Annotated in this window: 22 protein-coding genes; 10 read left to right on the top strand and 12 right to left on the bottom strand. The window is 69.1% G+C overall.

Annotation, left to right across the window (positions count from 1 at the left end):
* Positions 1-563 precede the first annotated feature (563 nt).
* From RCR19_RS01960 to RCR19_RS01995, 8 genes are all read left to right on the top strand, one after another.
* Positions 564-1385: a helix-turn-helix transcriptional regulator gene (locus RCR19_RS01960; protein WP_331263435.1), complete on the top strand. Its 822-nt coding sequence runs from the start codon at positions 564-566 to the stop codon at positions 1383-1385.
* A 308-nt stretch (positions 1386-1693) separates the two neighbouring features.
* Positions 1694-2167, top strand: coding sequence for a carboxymuconolactone decarboxylase family protein (locus RCR19_RS01965; RefSeq protein ID WP_331263436.1), 474 nt, complete (start codon positions 1694-1696; stop codon positions 2165-2167).
* A 210-nt stretch (positions 2168-2377) separates the two neighbouring features.
* Entirely contained in the window at positions 2378-3142 is a 765-nt protein-coding gene (locus RCR19_RS01970; RefSeq protein ID WP_331263437.1) for an SDR family oxidoreductase, read from the top strand.
* 363 nt (positions 3143-3505) lie between these two features.
* Positions 3506-4252 carry an SDR family oxidoreductase gene (locus RCR19_RS01975; RefSeq protein ID WP_331263438.1) on the top strand — a complete coding sequence of 249 codons (747 nt, stop codon included), beginning with the start codon at positions 3506-3508 and terminating at the stop codon, positions 4250-4252.
* 244 nt (positions 4253-4496) lie between these two features.
* Positions 4497-4703, top strand: a complete 207-nt coding sequence (locus RCR19_RS01980; RefSeq protein WP_331263439.1) for a hypothetical protein — start codon at positions 4497-4499, stop codon at positions 4701-4703.
* A gap of 569 nt (positions 4704-5272) precedes the next feature.
* Entirely contained in the window at positions 5273-6718 is a 1446-nt protein-coding gene (locus RCR19_RS01985) for a HAMP domain-containing sensor histidine kinase (protein WP_331263440.1), read from the top strand.
* 231 nt (positions 6719-6949) lie between these two features.
* Positions 6950-7510 (top strand): thioredoxin family protein, encoded by a 561-nt coding sequence (locus RCR19_RS01990; RefSeq protein WP_331263441.1) that lies wholly within the window; start codon positions 6950-6952, stop codon positions 7508-7510.
* Complete coding sequence (locus RCR19_RS01995) at positions 7501-8049, top strand: hypothetical protein (protein ID WP_331263442.1); 549 nt, start codon at positions 7501-7503, stop codon at positions 8047-8049. The genes RCR19_RS01990 and RCR19_RS01995 overlap by 10 nt, the downstream gene beginning before the upstream one ends.
* Positions 8050-8142: 93 nt before the next feature.
* Here the strand turns inward: RCR19_RS01995 and RCR19_RS02000 are convergent, their stop codons facing one another.
* From RCR19_RS02000 to RCR19_RS02015, 4 genes are all read right to left on the bottom strand, one after another.
* The gene (locus RCR19_RS02000; protein WP_331263443.1) at positions 8143-8544 is read right to left on the bottom strand and encodes a tautomerase family protein; all 402 of its coding nucleotides are present in this window, start codon (positions 8542-8544) and stop codon (positions 8143-8145) included.
* Positions 8545-8691: 147 nt separating this feature from the next.
* Positions 8692-9405, bottom strand: coding sequence for a flavin reductase family protein (locus RCR19_RS02005; RefSeq protein WP_331263444.1), 714 nt, complete (start codon positions 9403-9405; stop codon positions 8692-8694).
* Positions 9406-9550: 145 nt separating this feature from the next.
* Positions 9551-10336 carry an alpha/beta hydrolase gene (locus tag RCR19_RS02010; RefSeq protein ID WP_331263445.1) on the bottom strand — a complete coding sequence of 262 codons (786 nt, stop codon included), beginning with the start codon at positions 10334-10336 and terminating at the stop codon, positions 9551-9553.
* A gap of 114 nt (positions 10337-10450) precedes the next feature.
* On the bottom strand, positions 10451-10882 hold the full coding sequence (locus RCR19_RS02015) for a nuclear transport factor 2 family protein (protein ID WP_331263446.1): 432 nt from the start codon (positions 10880-10882) through the stop codon (positions 10451-10453).
* Positions 10883-11106: 224 nt separating this feature from the next.
* Here RCR19_RS02015 and RCR19_RS02020 point away from each other — a divergent pair, with 224 nt between their 5' ends.
* On the top strand, positions 11107-11592 hold the full coding sequence (locus RCR19_RS02020; RefSeq protein WP_331263447.1) for a helix-turn-helix domain-containing protein: 486 nt from the start codon (positions 11107-11109) through the stop codon (positions 11590-11592).
* A 59-nt stretch (positions 11593-11651) separates the two neighbouring features.
* On the opposite strand, the gene RCR19_RS02025 is transcribed toward RCR19_RS02020, so the two are convergent.
* Entirely contained in the window at positions 11652-12149 is a 498-nt protein-coding gene (locus tag RCR19_RS02025; protein WP_331263448.1) for a helix-turn-helix domain-containing protein, read from the bottom strand.
* 128 nt (positions 12150-12277) lie between these two features.
* Complete coding sequence (locus RCR19_RS02030) at positions 12278-13171, bottom strand: alpha/beta hydrolase (RefSeq protein WP_331263449.1); 894 nt, start codon at positions 13169-13171, stop codon at positions 12278-12280.
* 136 nt (positions 13172-13307) lie between these two features.
* Here RCR19_RS02030 and RCR19_RS02035 point away from each other — a divergent pair, with 136 nt between their 5' ends.
* Positions 13308-14135: an enoyl-CoA hydratase/isomerase family protein gene (locus RCR19_RS02035; RefSeq protein WP_331263450.1), complete on the top strand. Its 828-nt coding sequence runs from the start codon at positions 13308-13310 to the stop codon at positions 14133-14135.
* A 72-nt stretch (positions 14136-14207) separates the two neighbouring features.
* Here RCR19_RS02035 and RCR19_RS02040 read toward each other — a convergent pair whose 3' ends face one another.
* The 6 genes from RCR19_RS02040 to RCR19_RS02065 form a co-directional block, all read right to left on the bottom strand.
* Positions 14208-14984 (bottom strand): class I SAM-dependent methyltransferase, encoded by a 777-nt coding sequence (locus tag RCR19_RS02040; RefSeq protein WP_331263451.1) that lies wholly within the window; start codon positions 14982-14984, stop codon positions 14208-14210.
* A gap of 201 nt (positions 14985-15185) precedes the next feature.
* On the bottom strand, positions 15186-16421 hold the full coding sequence (locus tag RCR19_RS02045; protein WP_331263452.1) for a glycosyltransferase: 1236 nt from the start codon (positions 16419-16421) through the stop codon (positions 15186-15188).
* A 492-nt stretch (positions 16422-16913) separates the two neighbouring features.
* The gene (locus RCR19_RS02050; RefSeq protein ID WP_331263453.1) at positions 16914-20384 is read right to left on the bottom strand and encodes a phosphodiester glycosidase family protein; all 3471 of its coding nucleotides are present in this window, start codon (positions 20382-20384) and stop codon (positions 16914-16916) included.
* Positions 20385-20504: 120 nt separating this feature from the next.
* Positions 20505-21224 (bottom strand): DUF6461 domain-containing protein, encoded by a 720-nt coding sequence (locus RCR19_RS02055; protein WP_331263454.1) that lies wholly within the window; start codon positions 21222-21224, stop codon positions 20505-20507.
* 76 nt (positions 21225-21300) lie between these two features.
* A complete protein-coding gene (locus tag RCR19_RS02060; protein ID WP_331263455.1) occupies positions 21301-23076 on the bottom strand; it encodes a SpoIIE family protein phosphatase in 1776 nt (591 codons plus the stop codon).
* Positions 23077-23242: 166 nt separating this feature from the next.
* On the bottom strand, positions 23243-24775 hold the full coding sequence (locus RCR19_RS02065; RefSeq protein WP_331263456.1) for a GMC family oxidoreductase N-terminal domain-containing protein: 1533 nt from the start codon (positions 24773-24775) through the stop codon (positions 23243-23245).
* Positions 24776-24786: the final 11 nt, after the last annotated feature.

The following is a 24786-nucleotide window of genomic DNA, read 5'->3' on the forward strand; positions in this document are numbered from 1 at the left end:
CCGGTCGCACACCCGTAGCTCAGGCTTCCGCCCGGCGGGACCATTCGACGACGCCGGCGCAGGCCACCTGGTCGGCTCGACGGCGCGCGGCGGGTCAGACCGCCGAGTGGGCACTCCAATGCGCCTCGAGGGCCGCAGCGACCTCGGCCGGCCTCTCGAGCACCGTCCAGTGGTTGCAGTCGAGCTCCAAGACCCGGGACGCCCGCAGCGCTACGCCGAGCTCCCGCCCGAACCGGACCGGACAGGCCGGGTCGAGCGCCCCCCTTGGCGGGCATGGTCGAGGTCCTTGTCCGAGCGATGCTGGTGGGAGGGCCGCACGGTCACCGCGTATCGAGGCGCGCACAGCGACCGTATCTCCGGGAATACACATTGTGTCACACGGTGTTGAGTGGAGGTGGTCGGAACGGATCACACTGTCGGAATGGCGGATCGCGCACAGCACTCGCGGTCAGGCCCTTGATCCATGACCGAGGACGGACACAAGCCCCGAACGGCAATGGGCGGAGCGTTTGAGTCAACGTGTTCTCAGGACGAACGGTCGTGTACGAAGAGGACGGGAAGCAGTGGACAGAGCCGGACTGGCGGCCTTCCTCAGGGCGCGACGCGAGGCCCTGCAGCCGGAGGACGTGGGCCTGCCGCGTGGGCGACGGCGGCGCACAAGAGGCCTGCGCCGAGAGGAAGTGGCCGCGCTGTGCGACATGTCGGTCGACTACTACACCCGGCTCGAGCAGCCTCGGGGCCCGAACCCCTCGGAGCAGATGCTCGCGGCGATCGCACGCGGTCTGCATCTCTCGCTCGAGGAGCGCGATCACCTGTTCCGACTCGCCGGCCACGCCGCCCCCCGAAGAGTGCGGCGCGGAGACCACATCAACCCGGGCATGATGCGCATCCTCGACCGCCTCGAGGACACTCCCGCGCAGGTGGTCAATCACCTGGGTGAGACGTTGAAGCAGACGAGACCCGCGACAGCGCTGCTGGGTGACGAGACGGCTTTCAATGGACCGGCCCGCAGTCTGCACTATCGGTGGTTCACCGATCCCACCTCACGACTGATCCATCCCATCGGCGACCACCCGGTGCACAGCCGGCTCCTTGTTGCGGATCTCCATGCCGCCCATGCGCGGGACGGCCGTGACTCGCGAACCGCCGAGCTCGTCGACGCGCTGCGGGCGGCCAGCCCCGAGTTCGCCGCACTCTGGCGCGAGCATCCGGTACTCGGGTCCTACTGCGCGGCCAAGCGCTTCCAGCACCCGCAGCTGGGGACCCTGGAACTCCACTGCCAGACGCTCGTCGACCCCGACCAGTCGCAGCGCCTGCTGGTCTACACCGCCGCACCGGGCACGGAGAGCCACGCCCGTCTCCAGCTTCTCGCCGCCGTCGGGTAGCCCGCACGACTGCCGCGCTCCAAGAACGCCGGCACCGCCCCGGGGCAGTCCCTGCACCGGGACACCGCATCACCGACCGGGCCGCCGCGTCGTGACGACGGCGCCCATGACCGGGCGGCCCCTGACCGGTGACGGCTGCCGCCCCCAACGGGCAGGGATCCAGACCCGCAGACCCGCACACCCGTCGGACGATCCCGGCAGGCATCGGCGACACACGCCGAGAGACGTACGTCACATTTCACGCCGTCACACTTTTCCGAGGTGTCCGGTCACTAGGGATGTATCCGCAACACGGCGAGAGGATCACCATGGAACCGCGTCTCAACTACTTCGGAAACTCCCTCGCAGGCAAGGTCCTGAAGCACATCAACTCGGCCAGCAAGGTGCTGTCCGAGTCGACGCTGCCGCACGCGACGCAGGAGCTGGTGAAAATCCGCGCAAGCCAGATCAACGGCTGCGGCTTCTGCACCGACATGCACACCAAGGACGCCGCTGCCGCCGGTGAGACCGCGCAGCGCCTCCACCTGGTCGCGGCCTGGCGGGAGGCCACTGTCTTCACCGACGCCGAGCGTGCCGCACTCGAAGTGGCCGAGCAGGGCACCCGTCTCGCCGACGCTGCCGGTGGTGTCACGGACGAGGCCTGGGCGAACGCTGCCAAGCACTACGACGAGGACCAGCTCGTCGCCCTGATGTCGCTGATCGCGGTCATCAACGCCTACAACCGCGTCAACGTGATCAACCAGCAGCCCGCCGGTGACTACAAGCCCGGCATGTTCGGCTGACAGGCACTGCTGTCCGGTGAAACACAGCGTCCGTCTCCGCGCCCCCCGACCTCAAGGTGTGGAGACGGACTGCCGGCACCCACAGGCCGCACCCGATGCGCGGACCGTCCTTTCCGCGGCCTGACAAATCCTCGGGGAATTTCGCCCCGCGTCCGCCCTCACAGCGAAACTCACTCGACGAGAAAGACGCACTGCGAACAGAGGCAAGTCATGTCCAATTCCACAGCCCGGAACTTCATGGACCGTGCGGTGATCGTCACCGGAGCCGGATCGGGAATCGGCCGCGCCACGGCTGTCGCCTTCGCGGAGTCGGGGGCCCACGTCCTCGGCGTGGGCCGCCGAAGGAATGCTCTGGAGGAGACGGCCGGTGCGCACTCCGGCATCGCCGTCCTGCCGCTCGACATCCGCGAGGAGGGGGCCGCGGAAAGGGTCGTCGGCACGGCCGTGGAGATGTGGGGCCGGCTCGACGTACTCGTCAACAACGCCGGTGCGGCCGCCATGATGCCCCTGTCGGAGACCGACCGGTCGGTCATCAACGACCTGTTCGATCTCAATGTGACGGCCCCCAGCGTGCTCGCCCGTGCGGCCCTGCCCCACCTGCGCGACTCCGGGGGTTCCATCGTCAATGTCTCGAGCACCTACGGCCACCGCCCCCTGCCCGGCGGAGCCCACTACGCCGCCACCAAGAGCGCTCTGGAGCAACTGACGCGAAGCTGGGCTCTCGAACTCGCGCCGACGGGGGTACGCGTGAACGCGATCGCCCCGGGCCCGACCGAGACGGACGTCCTGGCCGCGGCCGGCCTCCCCGAGGACACGATCGACGAGATACGCAGCGCGGAGCGCGAACGCATCCCGGTGGGCCGTCTGGGTGACCCTCAGGACGTCGCGGACTGGATCCTGCGTCTGGCCGACCCTCGGGACACGCACATCACCGGGCAGATCCTCACGATCGACGGCGGACTCGAACTCGTCTGATCCGGCTGAAGGCACCGCAGTGCGCGAGACAGTCGGCCGGTGCGACGGGCGCCCCGGATCGCGCCTTCGAGGCTGAGAATCTCCTTTCGGGTGCCCAGGGGAACAAGAGCTCGTCGACGATGAGAGCGATTTTCTGCCACCCGAGCGCCCGGCGGTGCATATTCCTCTGAGCGGGCAATGTCATCCGCCGTCAGCCCCCTGCTTCGCCGGACCCCTCAGGGAAAAATTCATCACGTCGCTGCGGGCACGTTGTCACAAATGAAGTAGCCGCCTTGTCTTTCATGGTGAAGACACCATTGACCGGTATCGGTGAGCGGCTCATTGCGGGTGCACATCTCCCGTGAGCACCGAAAGGATTACATTATGAAGGTCGTAGTGATCGGCGGAACCGGGCTCATCGGTTCGAAGCTGGTCGGCAAGCTCAACGAGCACGGGCACGAGGCGGTCGTGGCCGCGCCCAGCACCGGCGTGAACACCCTCACGGGCGAAGGGCTGGCCGAGGTCATGAAGGATGCCTCGGTCGTGGTCGACGTGTCCAACTCTCCCTCGTTCGAGGACGAGGCGGTCATGACCTTCTTCCGCACCTCCACCACCAACGTTCTCAACGCGGAGGCCGAGGCCGGTGTGCAGCACCACGTGGCGCTGTCCGTCGTGGGCACCGAACGGCTCCAGGAGAGCGGGTACTTCCGTGCCAAGCAGGCTCAGGAAGAGCTGATCAAGGCGTCTGGGATCCCGTACTCCATCGTTCACGCCACCCAGTTCTTCGAGTTCATGAAGGGGATCGCGGACTCGGCGACCGAGGGCGACACCGTGCACCTCGCCCCGGTGAAGATCCAGCCGGTCTACTCCGACGACGTGGCCGCGGCGGTCGGCCGCACCGCGGTCGGCACCCCCGTCAACGGCGTGGTGGAGGTCGCGGGTCCCGATGCCTTCCAGCTCGACGAGCTGATCCGTGACGGGCTCGCCGCCAAGGGCGACCCCCGCACCGTGGTCTCGGACCCGCACGCCCGGTACTTCGGAGCGGAACTGAAGGAGACCACCCTTCTCCCGGGTCCTGACGCCCACCTGGCCGAGACCCGGTTCGCCGACTGGGCCGCTCAGCAGAAGTAGGCGGATGGGTGGCCCCTGCGTTCCGGCGGTGGCCACCCTCCCCCGCGGCAACCACGCCTTTCGTCGCACTCCCAGCGCCGCACTCCGCCATGGCGTGATCACCCGTGTCGCGCAAGGAAGTTGACACCCGCGCCACGCACTCCCGCCCGTCCCCGGCCCGGAGTGGCCCGCATCCCAGGGCGGATCAGCCCCAACTTCGAGAAGCACCCAGAGTCTGCCAGCATTCGCCGAAGGAGGGCTCACGATGACCAGAGCGGCAGAGGACCGCGTCGCCTTCATGGCAACCATCGAGTCATTGGCCGCGAAGGCGACCGAACTGGAAACCCGTGCCAACGACCTCCGCCAGGAGCTGGCGGACCTCGATCAGCGAATGACGGCCATCGCCAACGCCCTGCACAGGGCTCCCCGTTCGGCGGACCTCCCCGGCGAGCCCGCCGGCGAGGGGGACTGACCCGCACCACGAGGCCCGCTGACTGTCCGGTGTCGTACGCTCGTTCCCGCAGCGATGCTTGAACGAAACGATGGATCAAGTCGAGGTGTTCGAGGTTGTACGCCCACAACCACCCGTGCCGGGACTCGAGCTGGAGCCACAGCGGCATCCCGGAGTAGGGATCGGTCGCTGACTGACGTGTGCCACAGGAGAGCGCGACCGGAGAACAAGGCCATACGGTGAGTATGCGACTGTTCCGCAGCCCAGCGCATCCCGATTCGACCGCTCACGCTCGGGCCCGTCGGCCACACTCTCAGAGGCGGAGGGAAGTCAAGATTCGCCGACAGCGCCTGATGGATCATGGGTACAGGCGCGGTGTCCGGACCCGTGCACTCCTGCTCCTCCCCTCCTCGCGTCGGCCCCGGGCGCGCACGAGGTCCTGGGCTCAGGCAGGTTGCGGAGCTTCACCACCTCGGCCGGACGGTCGGCTCGACCGTTCAGCGGGCTCTCATCTTCCCGTCGCACACTGTCGTCGTATGCATGAATGAGTGGCGGGTGCCACGAAGTGAGTACTCGGGGGATCGACCGACATGAAGAGCCCGTTCCGGCGCCTGACCCTGCGGCTGCGCTTGGGGCTGTCGGCCGCTGTCGCCGTGGCCCTGGCCGTCAGCGCCGTCGCGACAGCGTCATGGCTCGTCACTCGGCAGCAGTTGACCGCCCAACTGGACTCGAACCTGCAGAGTGTGCAGGCGCAGCCCGGCTATGTCCAGGATCTGCTGAGCCTGTGCGGTATGCAGCTGCCGGATGTCTCCCAGCGCAACCAAACGCCCACGCCCTACGTGGTGCAGGTCATCACCGCGGACGGAACGGTATGTGTCGCCCCGGGCAACAAGAAGGTCGCCGTCGACGAGACCGACCTCGCCGTCGCCCGTGGTGTCCTCGAGTCGGCACTGCACAACGCCACGTCCGAAGACGGACGGAGAATGCGTGTCTCGACGACACGTCCCGACATGCCCCCGCGGCTTTCCGGTGAGTTCGCCGTTTCCATCGCGCAACCGCTCACTGCCGTGGACAACCCGCTGAACAGCCTCGCCCTCTTCCTCCTGGGCTTTGCGGGCGTGGGCGTCGTCGGCGCGGCCACGGCAGGAATCGGCATCAGCCGCGCCGGCCTGCGACCGGTGGAACATCTCACGGACGCCGCCGAACACATCGCCCACACCCAGGACCTCACGGTTCGGATACCGGCCGACGGCGATGACGAGATCGCCCGACTGTCCAAGAGTTTCAACGACATGACCGAGGCCCTCGCCACCTCACGGGAGCGGCAGCAGCAACTCATCGCCGACGCCGGCCACGAGTTGCGCACCCCACTGACATCGCTCCGCGCGAACATCCAGTTGTTGATCAGGAGCCACACGTCAGGTCGAAAGCTTCCCGGGAACGCGATGAACGACCTCCTTCACTCCGTGGAGTCTCAGGTGGGGGAACTCGCCTCACTCATAGCCGACTTGCAGGAGCTGTCCCGGCCGGACACCAAGCCGGACGAGACGTCCCTTCACGTTGTCGCGTTGCACGAGGTGGCAGGTCGGGCCATGGAGCGGGTGAGGCTCCGTGGGAGTGATCTCGAGTTCATCAGTGACCTGGAGGAGTGGTACGTACTGTCCGAACCCTCCGCTCTCGAAAGAGCGGTGGTGAACCTGCTGGACAATGCGGTCAAGTTCTCGCCCCCCGGCGGCACCGTCAGCCTACGGCTCGGCGACGGCCGGCTGGTGGTGCGTGACCAGGGGCCGGGCATCCCCGCCGACGAGTTGCCGCATGTCTTCGACCGCTTCTGGCGCTCACCCACGGCCCGCAGCCTGCCGGGCAGCGGCCTCGGCCTCGCCATCGTGGCAAAGACCGTTCAGCAGGCCGGTGGCACGGTGACGCTGCGCCCCGCCGCCACCCAGGGGACCGAAGCCGTCATACGCATTCCCGGTACCCGCAACCCTCCGCCGACGGTGGAGTCCCGGGACACGCGGTCCGAGGCCACGGCATAGGCGTCAGCCGGCCCCGGACAACACCGCACACCAAGGCCGGTTCGTGCGGGCGGTCCTCAGGCGTGAAGACCATGACGGGCGGCAGCGGACAGCGCGCGGTGTGCGAAACTGCGGAGCACCGCCGTTCGTCACCCGGCTCTCTCCAATGGCCGCGCGACCGCACGCCGATCCCGAAACGGCCTGATGCCGGCAACCGAGCCGTTTCACACGAAAACGACGACGAGGAGTCACGTGAGGCGTCCCCTGTTCCCCGCCGCAATCGGCCTGGCCGGCATCGCCCTACTGGCGCTGACCGGTTGTGAGGGCACGCCCGCCACGTCCCACTCGGCCCCTGTCTCCGCCGCTCCCGCCGCCGAGTCCGCGGCGCCCGCCGCATCCCCGACGTCCTCCGCGTCCGAGAAGCCCGCGCTGGGCTACGACCCGGCCGCGAACGCCGCGGCGGACATCACGGCAGCACTCAAGGCCGGGAAGAAGGACGGCCGCCCCGTGCTCGTGGACTTCGGCGCCGACTGGTGCCCGGACTGCCGTGTCCTGGACGCACGGTTCGAGGAGCCCGGGCCGGCCACGATGCTGGCGAAGTACCACGTGGTGACCGTCGATGTCGGCGAGTTCGACCGCAATCTGGACATCGCCGAGCGCTATGTGAACCTGCAGACCAGCGGAATTCCGGCACTGGTCGTCCTCGACCCTGCGTCCGGCCGGATCAAGGTGGCGACGAACCGAGGCGAGTTCGCCAATGCACGGACCATGTCGCCCGGCCAGGTCGAGGAGTTCTTGAAGCGATGGGCATAGCCACCCGGCTCCCCGCCCTCGGAGCGAACCCGTGCGTGTCGCTCACCCTCGCGATCTCCGCCCTCCTGCTCACCGGCTGCGGACATGAGCAGAACACGGATCCCGCAGCCGTGGGCGCACCGTTCTCGGACGGCGGCGTGGCTGTCTCGGTCAGGGTGGAGTCCCACGACGGGGGCTTGCGGGTACTCGCCGACCTGCGACCCGAGCGGGACGGCTTTCACGTGTACAGCCTCACCCTTCCCGACGGTGGCGTCGACGGGATCGGCATTCCGACCCGCATCCGTACCGAGGGCGCCCTGCGGTCCGCGGGCCCTGCGACCACCGACGCCCGGGAGCGTGTGGTGCGCCCCGATGGCCTCGACGTCCGGCTGCCGGTCTACGAGGACGGGCGGGTCACCCTCCAACTCCCCGTGCGCCGGGTCGGCGGTACCGACCGGGCCAAGGTGCTTCTCAGCTACGGCGCTTGCAGTGAGCGGGACGGGTGTCTGGCGCCGGTGCGCGACCGTGCCGTCGCCCTGGCGCTCCGGCCGACGGACTGAGCACGCTCCGAAGAAGGGCGGAGTGATCGGCGGTACGTCGGGGACATGGACGTGCCGCCGATCTGTACGGACTGACGGTGGTGATCCGTCCGTTCACCAGCGGGGCGACCCCTCCGAGAGTTGCAGTTCGCCCCGGCCGAAGGAGAAGTTCTCGTTCGGGACCGGGATCAGCGCGATGAAGATGTCGTCGGGCGAGACGCCGAGCGCCTCGACCACGAGCCGGTTGATGGCGGCCGACACCGCCCGCTTGTCCTCCAGGGGGCGGTGAGCTCCGAGCAGAACTGTGATGATCATGGCGTCACTACTGCGCTCCATACCCATGAAGGTCGGATCCAGGGACAGTTCGCTGTCACCGTGCTCACTGATGATGATGAAGCGGTCGCCCTCGGGAATGCCGAGACCCTGCACGAGTGACTGGTTGAGTGCGTCGGCGAGCGCACGCTTCTGTTCCGACGAGAAACGGTTGGCCGGGATATGGGCGTTGAAGACGGGCATGAAGTGCTCCTTCGGGGTGTCGTTGTACGTTCGGTTTGGATTTCCTCCGGGGCCTGAGTGCTGTGTCATCGCTCCGGCTCACCGTGAGAGGCCGTTCGTCCGCGCTCCGCGGGGAAAACCCTCGCCCGAGCCGGAGTTGTGGGGGCATCACGCCTGGGTGGCCCCGGAGGGCGACCAGCCGGCCGTGTCCACCGGTGACCATCCGTCAGGACGCTCGTCGAGGCGGCGCATGCGACTGTCCGCGCGTGGGCGCAGCACGTCGTCCGTCAGCGGGGTGACAAAGGCGTTGTCGGCCAGGGTGTACTCCGCGGCGAGGCGGCCGACGGTCGGAATGGCTCCCGTGTCGATGCGTCCGGTTTCGGTGTACAGGTCGTCTCTGATGTGGAACCGTACGACCTTGCCCCAGACGACATGGTCCTGCACCTCACCGACCTGGATGACCCGGTCGACTTGGCATTCCATGGCGATCGGGGCGTCCTCCACACGCGGCGCCTTCACCACTTCGCACGCGCCTTTGGTCAGGCCCACCTCGGTGAACTCGTCCTGGTCGCTGTCGAATTCGCCGGCGCTGCGATGCATGTGGTGGGCGTGGGGAAGGGTCACCAGGTTGGTGACGAACTCACCGGTCTCCCGCATGTTGACGAGTGTGTCCTTGAGGGTTCTCCCGTCGGACCTGGGCTGTATGGTCAGGGACACCATCGGCGGCTTTCGGCTCACCACGGTGAAGAACGAGATGGGTGCCAGGTTGGCGACACCGGACGACGACAGGGTGCTGACCCAGCCGATCGCACGCGGCGTGATCGACCCGATGAGGAGCTTGTACGCCGACCGCGCGTCCAGTTCGTCGGAATTGATGATCACATCGACCGCCTGTCGAACGTGTGCGGTGGTGTCCCACCGCACGTGATGTGAGATGTGAACCCCGCTCGTGACAGCGGGTGGGTCACCACGTGGCCGGCCCGGCGTGCGGCCGATTCCCGCCGATCTCCCCGACAGCGGCTGCCGCTCATCCGTCGCTCGCCTTCTCGGTCCCGCCCAGGAAGTGGTCCACGATCAACGCGACGGTGCGGGCCGGGGTCTCCATGGGGGCCAGGTGAGCCGCGCCCTCGAGGACCAGGCTGCGCACGTCGGTGTACTGCGGAACGATCTGATCCGCGGCAACCTCGGCGGTGAGAACGGTGTCGTACTGTCCGGTGAGCACAAGAACGGGTCGCTCGTATCCATGGACCTGGTCGGACACGTCGTCCTGGGTCCAGGTCCGCAGGTAGGAGCCCATGGCGGCGGGATCGGCGGTTCTGCGGGACAGCTCGTTCACGTGGCGGACGAAGCCCGTCCCCAGTCGTCCGCCGGTCACGGCGGCGATGACCGAGGCCCGTGCGTCGGAGTCGGCGATGGCCGCTTCGAAGAGCCTCGAGCCCTCCTCGTCGAGCGGGAAGGCACGGCTGGGAACGGCGCACAACAACACGAGACTGCTCAGCCGGTCCCGGGCTCCGGGTTGCCCCGAGACCCACTGTGCGGCCTGACCCCCCATGGAGTGCCCGACCAGATGGAACTCCTGCCATTCCAGAGCGTCGGCGAGGTCGACGATATCGCTCCCCATTTCCGTGATCGAGCAATCACCCGTCAGCCCGGAGGACCGACCGTAACCGCGGAAGTCCGGAAACACCCACGTGAATCGCTCGGTATCGAGATAGGGAATCATGCAGTCATAGGCTTCGTGGCCGGCGAGCCACGAGTGTGCCCACATGACCTTCGTCGCCCCACTGCCTGATGTTCGGTATCCCAGAGTCATGCGAAAATTCTTTCCGGTTGCTCAAGAGCGCAGGTTCACCGAATACGGCGGGCCGCCCTCGAAAGGACTTCCAGAGGTGGACGGCGTGACGTCCCGGCCCCTCTTCGGCTTGTGTCAGGACGCGGCGGCCGCCGAGGGGAAGACTTCGAGGCCGTCGATCACATCGCGCCCCTTGGCGGTGTCGGCGTACAGTCGCGCCTCCACCACGAGTCCGTCGACCACCCTGAACAGCAGGCAGTGTTCGTTCTCCATGATGCGGCCGTTCTTCGCCTTCGCCCTGGCCGTGACGGGGACCACCACATGCGATCCGGCATCGAGCACCGTGTGCGCGTCGTAGTCGAAGTACTCGTAGTAGTGATCGAACAGATCTCGATAGAAGGCCCGGAAACCCTCCCGACCGTGGAATGTCCCGCCGTACGGCAGCGAGGTCGGGAAATGGAAAATCACATCGGGTGACATCAGGGCCACCAGGTCTGACGAATCGTTCTTCTCGAACCCGGAATAGGCGCTACGACATGCGTTCACGATGTCCTCGTTGCGCGACATGCTTTCTCCATGGTGAGACCTGAAAGCGGCGTTGTGCAGAAATCCGGTTCGGTCTGCACCGTCCTGACTCGTCTCCGTACAGGACCGATCCCTGAGCAGATCGGGCCCCTGCATTCCGCCGGGCGCGTTCTCGAGTCGGGGTCATTTCCACCTGAGTGTCCAACTGGAACCCAGGAGGAGTCAAGGCTGAGTTCCGGATGGCAACTCTGCGATACTCTGAGTTCATGGAGTGGCGAGAACTTGATCTGGGCAACTGCAGCGTCGCCGCGACCTTGAGCCTGGTCGGCGAGCGCTGGACTCTGTTGATCATGCGTGAGGTCTTCGCCGGACTTCACCGCTTCGACGAGATCGCCGACCACCTCGGGGTCTCCCGAAGGGTGCTGAGCGAGCGTCTACGGCAACTGGTCGAGGCCGGCCTGCTGGAGCGCCGGAGCTACCAGGAAGCCGGGCAGCGCTCGCGACCGGAATACCACCTGACGTCCCACGCGCACGACTTGCAGTGGGTGCTCGCCGCGCTGCTCCAGTACGGCGACACCCATCTCGGCGACCCGGCGGGCGCGCCGGTGCTGCTCCACCACTCCGGCTGCGGCGGCCAGGTCCACGTAGAGCTGCGGTGTTCCTGCGGACACGAAGTCCCCGGCTCCGAGGTGGAACCGGGCCCCGGCCCGGGTGCCCTCCGCGTCCCCTCCGAAGAGGCGACGCTCTCCTAGGACGGCCGCGGGTGCCCACCCGCGTGCATCAACCCCGCCCGGACCCGCTTACGACCGGGTCAGCGCCGGTGACGACGAGGCGTCTCGATGGGGACGGCGCTCTCGATGGGGTCCGCCGCCCGTGACTGGACGATGAGCATGTCGTCGGGGGTCAGTTCCCTGCCGTCCTCGGCGGTGAGCGTCATCGGCCGGGGCGGTTGTCCCGTGCGGGCGTCGATGGCGCGGTTCATCGGCTCGTCCTCGTCGAAGAGGTGCTTCTGCCCCCACTGGCGCAGTGCCGCGAGGACGGTGTGGAAGTCCCGCCCCTTCTCGGTCAGCACGTACTCGTGTGAGTTGCCGAGATCCGACTCGCGGATCTCGAAGATCCCAACGGCCACCAGCTTCTGCAGCCGTGCGGACAGGACGTTGGTGGCCAGGCCGATGTGCTTGCTGAAGTCCGTGAACCGCGTGACGCCGTGCATGGCGTCCCGGAGGATCTGGAGCGTCCAGGTGTCACCTACCTCGGACAGGGAGCGGTCGATCGGGCAGGCCGAATTGACCAGTTCTCCACGCTTCATCGGTGCCCCCAATCACAGGTTCCTTGCAATTATAGAGCAAGGTGGCACTCCCCCGACAGACGCCCTGGGTGCCCGGCCCGGGGCCCAGCCCCGGCCGGGCCCTGCCGGGCCCCCGTCGTCCCGCACGCCTACAGGTGCATGCGGAAGAACCGGACGGCAGCCTCCGTACTCACGTCGAAGCCGTCCAGGTACGGATCGAAGTGACCGCCCGGTATGACAATGAGCTCCTTCGGCTCGAGCGCACGTTCGTAGGCCCGAAAGGCCAGGTCGGTCGGGGCGACGGTGTCATGGGTGGCGACCAGCATCATGAGCGGCGTCGGGGAGATCTGGTCGATCCAGGCGCCGGGGTCGTAGGCACGGGAACGGCGGTTCGACTGCACGGTCACGCTGTTCTCCCAGAGGCCCTCGGGGGCGTCGTGCTCCAGATAGAACTTGATCGCGTCGGCGGCACGGTAGGACGCCGGCGTCGCGGGGTCTGCGTTCACGAATGCCTGCGTCGCGGGCGCCTTCCCGTGAGCCTGCGCCAGTTCGTCGGCGGCGAAAGACTCCTCCAGCCCCCGTGTCAGGTGCGGCGGAACACGCCGCCGCCCGCTCTCGGAGCCACTGATGGTGGGGACCTGCGAGTAGACGGCCTTGATCCGCCGGTCCGTCGCACCGAGCACGAGCGCGTGTCCGCCGGAATAGCTCGTGCCCCACACGCCGATCCGGTCCGCGTCCACCACGTCGAGGGTCTGCAGGTGGGAGATGACCCGCCGCCAGTCCTCCAGCTGCCGATAGGGGTCGATGTCATGGCGGGGCTCACCGGTGCTGTCGCCGAATCCGCGGTGGTCGTGGAGCGACACGGCGAACCCCGCCTCCGCGAGCTTGCGCGCTATCGGCTCGATCCGGTGGTACTTGGTGCCCCCGAACCCGTGAGACATCGTGATCGTCGCGTGTGGGCCCGTGTCCTCCGGCAGGAACAGCCATCCACTGAGCACGGTCCCGTCGGGAAGGTGAATGCGCTCTTCGGTGCGCTCGACCATGTGAACTCCTTACACCGTTTCCGCGCCACGGTGGCGGCCACCGGGCGTTCGATCAGGGCTTGCAAATCGCAAGCAACACTGTCAAGGTAATTCGGGCAGCTTGCAAATCGCAAGTGACATGTGAGGGAGTGAACCGATGTCCTGGGACTATCCGACGATCCGAACCGAACTGCGCAACGGGGTCCTGCGGGCCACGCTCGACAACCCCCCGCTCAATCTCATCGACGAGAAGTTCGTCACGGACCTGATCGCGTTGCTCGACGAGACCGAGGCGGACAACAGCGCCCGTGTCGTCGTCTTCCGCAGCGCCGATCCGGACTTCTTCGTCCCGCACGTGGACATACAGCGGATCCCCCAGTACACGGCGAAGGCCGCGACGTCCGGCGGGCCGGACGACACCAGCCTCGGTGCGCTCTACCGACGGCTCAGCGAGGCGCGTCCCGTCACGATCACGGCTCTCGAAGGCCGTGCGCGCGGCGCAGGCGCGGAGTTCCTCTACGCGTGCGACATGCGGTTCGCCTCGCTGGAGCGCGCCGTGATCGGGCAGCCCGAGGTGGGCTTGGGCACCTTCCCGGGCGCGGGTGCGGTCCAGCACCTCGTACGGCTCGCCGGCCGCGGCCAGGCGATGCAGATCATCCTGAGCTCGGAGGACCTCGGCGCTTCCGAGGCCGAACGGGTCGGCGTGGTCAACAAGGCACTTCCGGACGGCGAGTTGATCTCCTACGTGGAGCGTCTCGCCGAGCGCATCGCACGCTTCCCGGAGGCCGGCGTGCGGCTCGCCAAGCGGCGGATCAACGCGGCCGGGCTCGCGGCCAAGGAGGATGTCCACGTCGACGCCGGCTTCTTCCAGATACTGGCCCGGGACGAGTCCGCCGCCGCCAGGTTCGGCGCCATCACCGAACGCGGATTCCAGGAACGCTCCCTCGCCGAACTTGAGTTGGGCGCGGCCATCGGGGAACTCTGAGCGCGACGTGTCGCCGTCCACTCCCGCTCCCCTTCGGGTACGCCGCGCTGCGAGACCGCGCCGGGAGTCCTTTCAGGCCACGGGGACAAGGGTCAAGTAGGCCAGCCCCAGGACACCTCGATATCCGCGGAGCCACGTACCGCGGTGGCGGTCCACCCGGTCGCGGGTCTCCTTCGCCAGGGGGTGGTCCGGGTGGGCTGCGAGCCACTCCTCGACGTCGGCCTGGTAGGCGGACTCGAAGTGCTCCCACTCGTCGTGGTTCGCGGTCTCGATCCAGGCGGGGCGGAAGCCGGCAGTGACCGTGAGGTCGACGAGGCCGGCGACGTCATGGAACTCGGAGGCCGATGCGTCCGGCCACATGGCCGACAACTCGGCCGCGGTAGGCGGCCGTTGCCAGAATCCCTCACCCAGAAGGACACAGCCGCCCGGCTTCACCAGGCGGCGAAGGGCGTGCAGCGCGGCGATGGTGCTCTCCGGGGGCTGATCGTCGCTGAGAGCGTGCCCGGCGCCGAGACACAGAACGATGTCGGCCGGGTCTCTGCTGGTGTCGACGGCGGACTCCTGAACGAATCGGACACGCCCGGCCAGCCCACGGGTCTCGGCCTCGGCGCGGCCGCGGGCCAGGTCGTCCTCATTGATGTCGATGCCGACAGCGGTCGCGGCGGGCGCCGCTTCGAGAAGGCGAAGCATGAACTCCCCCCATCCGCAGCCGATGTCGAGCACGGTGATCGGGGCGGTCCGGCCGACCCGGTCGGTCAGCCAGCGGATCATCCCGGCGGCCCGGTCGTCGGAGAGTGGGCCGTGGAAGGTGAGCCGGGTCAGTCGCGGCGGGGCGGTGGTGTCATCCATGAGCCGCAACAGTAAGGACGCCTCGGCCCCCTGCGACACCTGTTTTCCGCGCGACGGGGCACAGGCGGGTAGATCGACGCAGGCAAGCCGACCCGCCCGCTCATGGGTCGGCGGTCGGCGGTCGGCATCACGAGTTCACGGTCTGCAGCCGCTCGGGGCGATGACATCGACTCGCCGTCGCGGCTCGTCCGTCCCGGTGGTTCACACCGTCACCGGCGGTCTTTCCGCGCCGACCATGTCGAGCAGCAGCTTCGCCGCCACAGCTGCCCCGTCCGTGCGGATCGAGTCCGCCACCGCGCTCGCCCGCGCCCGGGTCTCGGGGGCCAGGGCCGTCCTGAGCGCGGCGGACAGGGACTCGAAGGCCGGAGTCGGACCGTCGTGTGCCGCGCCGATGCCCAGGTCCGCCACGCGGGAGGCCCAGTACGGCTGGTCCGTCCCCTGGGGTACCACCACTTGCGGCGCGCCCGCCCGTGCGGCCGTCGTCGTTGTGCCGGCACCGCCGTGGTGCACAACGGCGGCCACCCGTCCGAACAACGCCCGATGGTCGACCTCGCCGACGACAAAGCAGTCGTCCTGGTCGTCGATCACAGCCAGGTCCGCCCAGCCACGCCCGACGAGAACGCGGCGGCCCTGCGCACGGATCGTCTCGATGGCGACCCGGGAGACGTCCGACGACGTGTGCATCGGCATGCTGCCGAAGCCCACGTACACAGGTGGTGTCCCGGAGTCCAGGAACGCCGTCAGGTCCGCCGGAAGCGGTCGCGCGTCGGGCAGGATCCATGCACCGGTCTGTACGACGTCGAGGCACGGTGCGCCGAGCCACGGGTCGAGTACGGGGTCCGTCGCAAGCCACGGGCTGTGCCCGACGACATAGTCGCGTACGTCGTCCACCGGTGCCAGACCGATCGACGCCCGGTTCGTGTTGAGCGCCGCGCCGAACAGAACGTTGATGCTCTGGGCGTCCAGGTCCCACAGCACCTTGTTGTCGGTCACCTCCGGCGGGAACGGGCGACCGGGGTACGCCAGCGGCGAATGGTGCGGCGATGGCAGGGTGAGCTGCTGGAAGGTCACGGACACGGACGGGATACCGAGTTTCTCCGCAACGGACAGCGCGCCCGCGGCAGCCGGCACCACCCCGGTCGCCACCACCACGTCGCATCCCTCGGCCGCCGGAACGACCGTGTCGAGCTGGCCCGCGATCAGCTCGGCCGCCCGCTGGGGAAGGGACGACGGAGGGGGCGCCCCGGTCGTGAGCGCGCGTGCCGACGGGCCGATCGGCACCAGCGGGACGCCCGCACCGGCCAATCGCTGCGCGAACTCCTGGTCCGGCGGCGCGCACACCCGCACCTCGGCGTCCAGCTCCCGCAAGCGCACCGCGAGGGCGACGAGCGGTTCGACGTCCCCGCGCGACCCGTAGGTCGACAACAACACCCGCATTTCGCGACTCCGATGTCCGGTGGATTCAGCCCGGCGATTCTGCGGCACGATACGGGCCTTGCCGCAAGGCCCCCGGTGCGCTGTACGTTGAGGCCGGAAAGGCGCGGGTATCCCCCTTTCCCTTTCGATGTCCGCGGTGCACGGACATCCTTCAGCGAAGCGGCGCCCAACACACGGCATACGTAGGGCTGTTGGCGAGCGCCCTCGGGTCCTGCGGAGGGACCTTCGTGGTGGTCGGCCGTGACGAACCGTTCCTCGCCCGGATCGGCGTCAGCCGGTGATTCCGGTCGGCCGAGGGCGGGTTGAGGGAGACGGGGGCACCTCAGGGGTGCCGTCGTCGCGGTCGGACCGGAAGGGCCCCCGCCGGGGCCGCCGACCGGTCACAAGGACCGGTCGGCGAAGACCACCGCGGGGACCGTTCCGTGCCCGTGTCCCGCGCTCGTGCCTACCCCCCTCCCCCGTCGCGGGCCCGCTCGGCCGACGAACGTCGGGTCAGACGAGTCCGACCGTGGCGGAGGCGGTCCGGTCGCCCGAGGACACCGTGAGGGTGACCGTGCCGGAACGCACCGCGGTGAGGCTGCGCGACGCCAGGTCGAACACCGCGAGCGTCTTCGGGCTCCGCCCGGCGGACTTCGCCTCGGACTCCGTCCGCACCACCGCAAGTCCGGGACCGCCGCTCCAGCTGACGGTCGCGGGATAGCGCAGGGGGAACTCGAGGCCGAATTCGCTGGTGACACCCGTCGCGGAGACGGCCTCCGAGTGGCCGACCGTGATCTTCTCCGGTACCGACAGTTCGATCGCGTCGATCAGAGGACGGCACTCGGCCTGCAGCCAGTCACGGGTCTCCGGACTCGGCTGCCCGGCCCTGATCCGGGCGGGCCGCCGGTCGACACCTACGTGCATCCAGCCGAAGAAGCCGCCCTGGTCGGGCGAGCTGTAGGGGGTCTTGCCCACGGCCGGGGTGGTGACCTCGAGCACTCCGTCGGCTCGGCTGACCGACGCGGTGTGCGCATGACCGGTGAACAGCGCCACCGGCTTGCCGGCGTTCTCCCGGAAGTCCGCCAGCCAGCGCTTGAGGAGGTCGGCCTCGAGCTGGTCGGACAGCTGTGAGGCGGCCGCCCCGGACGGATCGTGCAGGGGGTGGTGGAAGGAGACCACGACACCGGTGACCGAGGGGTCCTTCGCCGCCTTCGCCAACTCCGACTGCAGCAGCGGAACCTGGTCCCAGTCCGACGTACGCATGTCGCCCGTGTGGGAGTCCAGCAGGATGAAGCGGGTGCCCTTGTGGTCGAAGACCTCCTTGTTGGGGCGGCCGGTCGCGGCGAGGAAGGCCTCCAGCCCGCCGCTCGAGGACAGCCCCGCCTCGTGGTTGCCCGGCGTCCAGTACACCGGCAGGTCACTCGGTACGTGATCGCGCAGCAGACCGTTGGCGAGCTCGAAGTCCGCGGGGTTGTTGTTGTCCACGAAGTCGCCGTTGATGAGGATGAAGTCGGGCTCGGCGGCAACCACCTGGTCCAGGGCGATCGCCGCCTGCCGGCCGGAGAAGGAGTTCAGGCCTGCGGCCGCGCTGATGTGCAGATCGGACAGGACGGCGAACGTCCACCGGTCGTGCGGAACCCCGCCCTGCTCGACCACATAGGGGTCGGGCTGCGGCGGTTCGTTGGTGTCGGGCTGCTGCCCGACCTGTGCGACGAGTGCGTCGAACTCCAGTTGGCCGGCGTTCTTGTTGGCCTGCGACGTCTCCGCGATGTAGACGCGCTGCAGCGTGACGGGGTCGGAGAAGCCCGCGGGTATGTCGCCCACGACCCTGCGCCAGCCCGTCCAGTCGACGGTCAGGGCGAAGGTGAAAGGCACATTGGTGGTGCCCTGCGACGACATCATGGCGCGCAGCCAGTGCTTCTGGCCGTCGCCGTTGACCCAGAGTGCGAGCTTCTTCGCGCCTGCCGGCAGGGTGATCGGGCCGGAGCCGGTCACCGCGTACGCTGCCGAGGTGCTGGACTGCCCGGTGAAGTCGTACGTCAGCCGCAGAGCGTGGTTGTCCGCGGAGGCACCCGGGCGGTCCGGGGCCGGGACGACGGCGATCGTCGCGGTGCCGCGGGCGGCCAGCGCCGTCCAGGTCTCGTCGGGCTCGAACTCGGCCAGCGGGACGTCGAGCAGTCCCACCGTCACCGGAAGCTTCGCCGTGACGCCCTGCACGCTCGCCGTGAGGGTGGTGGCCTTGCCACCTGCCTCCGCCGCGCCGGTGACGCTGAGGCTGCCGTCGGTCTCGGCCTTCACCGTGACCACGGTCTTGTCGTATTCGAGGCTCACGTCGCGCGGTACGACCGGTGCGTCGAACCCGTCGGCGTCGTACCCGGTGAGCCGGACGCGCGCCGAGGTGCCGGGGTCGATCGTGACGGCGCGCTGGGTGAACGCCAGCCGGTGCAGGTCCCCGAGGACCCGCAGCTCGTGCCGGCCGTCCGCGGAGCCCGAACGGGCGCGCAGCGTCCCGGACCCCGGCCGCTTGGCGTGGAAGACGCCGTCCTGCGCCCTGCCGAGCGAGCTGGGCTTCGCGGTCCATTTGACCGGCTTCTTGTCGGCGTCCACCGGTGCCCACGTCTCGTCGTAGCCGGCGGCCGTGACGTCCATGGTGAGTCCGGGAACCACCCGGTCGGCCTGGAGACGCACATCGAGGCCGCGCAAGGTGCCCGATCCTCGCGGGGAGAACAGCCCGACACCGTTGGGTACGGGCCGCTCGTTCCCGTCCGACGGCGTGTTGACGACATCGGCCCGGGCGTCGCCGGGCCGTCGTGCGACCAGTTCGGTGGAGCCGCCGCCGTCGAGCATGAACGCCTCGGTGGCACCGAGCCGCACCATGAGCTTGGCCATGTCGTCGAAGCTCAGGCCCGCGGAGAAGTTGGCCGATCCATCGACCGCGACCAGCAGCAGCCTGTGCCCGCCGTCGAGCCACCCGATGGCCGTGCGGGGCTTGGGGACATCGTTGCCCGTGCTGGGCGGAAAGTCGATCGGGACGCCGTTTCGGACCAGCACCGCGCCACTGCCGAGCGCCGTACGCAGCTCGGAGCCCGCATCGCTCTGGGGCTTGAACGCCACGCTCACGGCGTCGCCCGGCTTGGCGGTGGCCAGTTGACCCGCGGCGGTACCACGGCCCAGGACGATCAGCCCGTCGTCCGGTACGGCCGTGTCGGTCAGCTTGCTCTCGACGGAGACGACCTTGCCGTTCACGACGACGAGTTCGGTGTAGGGGCCGCCGTCGTGGATGAGGGTGCGGTCGCCGGGACCCCACAACGGGGTGAACACCGCGATGGAGTCGGCAGGCACGGTGGCGGAGTTGAGCGCGGCGAGCGGCCGCTGAGTGTCCGCCACGGTGACGGTGCCCGTGATCATGAGATCGGCGAGCCGGGCGATGCGGTCGGCGCCGATCGCCGCGACGGTCGACGGCTGGACGGCCCCCTTGCGCAGCGTGCCGTTCTGGATCTCGGGACCCTCGGCCGCGTTGGTCTCGGTGATGTTGAAGTAGTCACCGTTGACGGCGGCGACCGCGTGCTGGGCATCGGACAGCTGCGTCAGCGCCCGGGCGTCGCTCACCTTGCCTGCGACCAGGTCCACGCCGACCGACTCGTCGCCCAGGTCTGCGTTCAGTACATGGACCCGCATCCAGCCGGTACGGCCGAAGGTGTCGAAGGAGGTGAGGACGATCCCGGGGGCGACGGGACGGTCGACGCGATCTGCCTCGACGGACTCTCCGGGGACGGTGGTCCGGTACTTCGGAATCGTGTGGCCGAGGAGGTCCTTCGACGCCCGGGCGGGGGAGGTCGAGGGTCTCCCGACCGGTCCGGATCCGTTCTCCTGGCGGGGACCGGCGGTTGCGACACCGCCGGTCGCGGCGAGCCCGGCGGCGACGGCGCCGACGATGAGCCCGCGTCGTGTGACGCCCGCGGCGCTGGTGTGATGGTCGTTCATGAACGCGGAAGGTATTGGCCCCGACGTACGGCGAGATGAACGAAGAACCGAGGATGGACGTCGGATTGGCGTTGCGGGTGTGGGTGCTGGGCCCGAGCGCAGGGCCTCGGCCGCCGTGTGTCAGAGTTGATCCCGCCGAAGCTGCACGAAGGTGCGCCCGCCCTGCGCATCCGCGATGTCGACGGTGACGCTCTCCCATGAGCCGGCGGGCTCCTCGGGCACATCGCCCGTCCGGAACTCCGCCTCCGCCAGCAGTTCGTCGGTCACCCGCACGCCTGTGAGGCGCTCGGTCAGTGCGAACACCGCCGCCTTGCGATCGACACCGGGCGCTTCGTCGTCCGTGGGGTCGAGACCGACCTCACGCATCACGGCGTTCAGTTCGTCGGGAGTGCTGCCGCTTCTGACCTTGGGCCACTCGAACGTGGTGCGCAGCTCTCCGTTCTCGTACCAGTGGAAGAAGTGCAGGGGCTTTCCCCCGTTGCTCGAATGGGAGACGGCCCGGGTCCCGATGGAGAGGGTCTCCATGAGGGAAGGCGACCCCAGATCGCCGCCGAGCACGAGGGCGAGAGTCCAGTCCCCTCGTTCGCCCTCGACGGTGCACGCTCCCGCGACAATCGTCTCGTCCCAGAACTCGGCCGCCATGAGACGCTCCTGGTGCCGCTCGATCAGTTCGCCGAGCCCTGCGGACACACCCCTCGGCTCGGCGCCCGCCATCCCGAGCAGTTCGTCGGGCCGGACTCCGCGCACCAGGGCCAGGGTGTGTCCGAGGTCCAACGCGTATCCGAATCCTGCGGACGAGGAACGTATCCAGCCGTAGTCGGCTGCGGTCGCGGAAGCCATGCGCGGCATACTGCCAGTGCCCACCGACATCGGTCCGCCGCCCCCGCCGCCGGTGCACGGTGCCGGAATCGGAGGGTCACGGCTGCCCGGGTAGCCCGGTTCCTGCCGCACCGCCGGGCTCCGGGCCGCGGGTGCGGGCGAGAAGCAGGGTGACGTCGTCGGACGGTGCCGGGCCCGTCAAGGTGTCCAGGACCTCGGAGCACAGCACCTCGAGAGAGCGGCCGGGATGATCGAGAGCGGTGCGCAGCCGCTCGATGCCCGTGTCGATGTCGTGGTGGCGGTCCTCGATGAGGCCGTCGGTGTAGAGGGCGATGGTGCTGCCTTCGGCCAGTTCCACCTCGGCGGACCGGTACGGCAGCACACCGAGGCCGAGTGGTGTGCCGTTGGGCAGCCTAGGCAAGGTGACGCCACCGCCGGGATGGAGGATCGCGGGCGGCGGATGCCCGGCCCGTGCGACGGTGCAGCGGCGGGTGGCGGGATCGTAGACGGCGTAGAGGCAGGTGGCGCCCGCGGACGGGTCCGGGGTGCCGACCTCCTCCTCGGCGATGCGGATGACGGCCTGGTCGAGATGGGCCATGAGCCGGTGCGGGGGCAGGTCAAGGTCGGCGAGCGTGTGCACGGCGGTGCGCAGGCGGCCCATGGTGGCCGCCGCGTTGATGCCGTGCCCGGTCACATCACCGACCACCAGCGCCACCCGGCCGCCGTTCAGGGGGATCACGTCGTGCCAGTCCCCTCCCACACGGTCCTCGAGGTCCGCCGGCCGTGAGCGGGAGACCACCTCCAGGTCGGGGCCCCCACTGACGGCGCGGGGAAGCAGCCCGCGCTGGAGGGCCAAGGCCGTGGCGCGTTCATGGGTGTAGCGGCGTGCGTTGTCCAGGCTGAGCGCGGCTCTGGCCACGAGCTCCTCGGCGAGGAGCAGGTCCTGCGGGTCGAACGGGGCCCGGTTGTCCGTCCGCACGAACACCGTGACGCCCAGGATGACTCCGCGGGCCCGGATCGGCACGACCATCAGGCTGTGGATCCCGCGTTCCCGAATCGTCCTGGCCCGTGCCGGGTCGTTGGTCAGCCAGGTGGAGCGCCTGTCCAGGACGGGCTCGAGGTAGGAACGCTCGCTCGAGAGGACCTGGGTCAGAGGGGACAACGGCGGCACGTACACCACGTCACCGACGCCGAAGAGCGACTCCGGCGCGCCGGGGTGGATCGATGCGAGACCCGCCCTCCGGAACACGGGCATGTACTCGCCGTCCGCACCGAGCCGTGCCAACGGCTCCTCGCCCAGTCGCACGGTGTCGGCGAGGTCGACGGTCACGAAGTCGGCCAGCAACGGCACGGTGAAAGCGGCCAGTTCCCCCGCGGTGCGTGTCACGTCGAGTGTGGTGCCGATCCGGGCACCGGCCTCACTGAGCAGGCTCAGACGGTCCGCGGCAGGATGCCCGCCGGTGACCTCCACGACCACCAGGGCCACCCCCGTCGTGCGGCCGTCCGCGTCGTCCAGGCGCAGGCAGGAGAGCGACAGCGTGCGGTGGTGTTCCACGCCGTCAGCGGCCGGGATGCGGTACTGGCGGCCTATGACGGGGGTGCCGGTGGCCAGCACCTGGCGCATCACCGGCGCGTACGAGGCGACGCTGCCGGACAGTGCCGTCTCAGGCCGCCGTCCGAGCCGCTTGTGCCGCGGGACGGCGTCGTACTGCTCCAGGGCGTCGTTGGCCCAGGTGCAGTGCAGTGCGGCGTCGAAGAGTGCAAGGCCTATGGACGAGTGGGTCAGCAGGGCCGACGCCGGTTCGCCGTGGCCGGCCGCGCTCTGCAGGACCTCTTCCAGGTCCTTCGGTGTACCGGTCGGGGGTGTTTCCATGGGTGGCGTGGTTCTCCGGCTCTGCTCAGGGAGCTCGTGTCGTTCGATGCCGGCGGCAGCACAGGGCGCGGTGAGCGGCCGGGCGCGCACGGGTGGCGGGACATGGCGGTTCGGGACCGGTCGCTCGTCCGGAACCGCGCGAGGGAACGGGCACCACCGCATCGCGTCAAGAACCCCGGCCGCGCAGCATGTCCGCAGCGCGTTCGGCGATCGCACAAACGGTGGCGTTGGTGTTGGCGGAGGGGATGGACGGCATGACGGAGCCGTCGGCGACCCGTAGGCCGCCGATCCCGTGAACACGCAGGTGCCGGTCCACAACCGCAAGGGCGTCCTCGCCGATCCGGCAGGTGCCTACGGGGTGGAAGTACGAGGCGAGGCTTCTGCGCACGTACGCCTGCAGGGCGGCATCGTCGTCCGTCCGGGTGCCCGGCTTCATCTCGTACGCGCGCCAGTCGTCGAGAGCCCCGGCCTGCCCGATCTCCCGGGCCAGACGGAGCCCTTGGACCATCGTGGCCAGGTCGCGGTCGTCGCCCAGGTAGTTCGGGTCGAGCCTGGGCAGAGCACCCGGCTGCCCGCTCGACAGACGGACGGTTCCCCGGCTGTAGGGGCGCATCACGGCGACTCCGATGGTGTAGCCCTCCCCCGGTTCGGGGGCGTCGACCCCGGGAATGTGGCCGAGGGAGTCCACGAAGACCATCTGGAGGTCGGGCCCGTCCAGACCGGGTTGGCTTCGGACCAGACCGGCGGCCTCACCATGGTTGTTGGACCCTGCCGGGACCGGCCGTGCCGCGCTGTAGACGACGTTGCATATGGGATGGTCCTGGAGGTTCGCTCCGACTCCTGGGAGGTCCGCGGCCACCGCGATGCCCATCTCGCGCAGGTGCCTCGGCGGTCCGATACCGGAGAGCATCAGCAACTGTGCCGAGCCGAAGGTGCCCGCAGTGAGCACCACTTCGCCGCGGCAGGCGACGCGGTCGGTGCCGCCCGGGGTGCTGTACTCCACACCCGTGCAACGCCCGTCGCGGACGTCCAGGCGGTGTACGAGCGCCTCGGTCAGCACCGTCAGATTGGCGCGGTGGCGCGACGGAGTGAGGTAGGCGTCGGCGGCACTCTGGCGCCTGCCGTCGACGATGTTCAGGTCGGTACAGCCGAACCCTTCCTCCGTCCCACCGCTGATGTCCCTCGCACGGCGGTAACCGGTCTGCGTCGACGCACCGAGCAGGGCCGCGATCACCGGGTGGGGCGGCTGGGCGGGCGCGACGGTAAGTGGGCCGTCCATACCGCGCAGCCCGGGATCGCGCCCCACCGTCGTCTCGCTGCGCTTGAAGTACGGAAGCAGGTCGTCGAACCCCCAGCCCCGGGCCCCGTCGGACTCCCACGCGTCGTAGCAGGAGCGATGGCCACGCAGAAAGGACATGGCGTTGATGGCGGATCCGCCACCGAGTACGCGGGCACGTGCCAGGAGGGCGGTGGTGCCGGTGGCCTCCTGCCGGACGGTGCTGTCGCCCCAGGTCGCCCCGGTGTGCACCAGGGTCGGCCAGGCCGGAGGCAGGGCGGCGTCCGGCGGCGGCCGGTCGACCCCGGCCTCCAGGAGCAGCACCCGGGCGGCGCCGTCCTCGGACAGGCGCGCGGCGATCACGCTGCCTGCGGTGCCACCCCCGACGACGACGTAGTCGTAGCTGTCCGATGGCGCTGGCATCACGAGTGTCA

This window comes from Streptomyces sp. WAC07094 (assembly GCF_036320405.1).
GTDB classification, from domain to species: domain Bacteria; phylum Actinomycetota; class Actinomycetes; order Streptomycetales; family Streptomycetaceae; genus Streptomyces; species Streptomyces lannensis.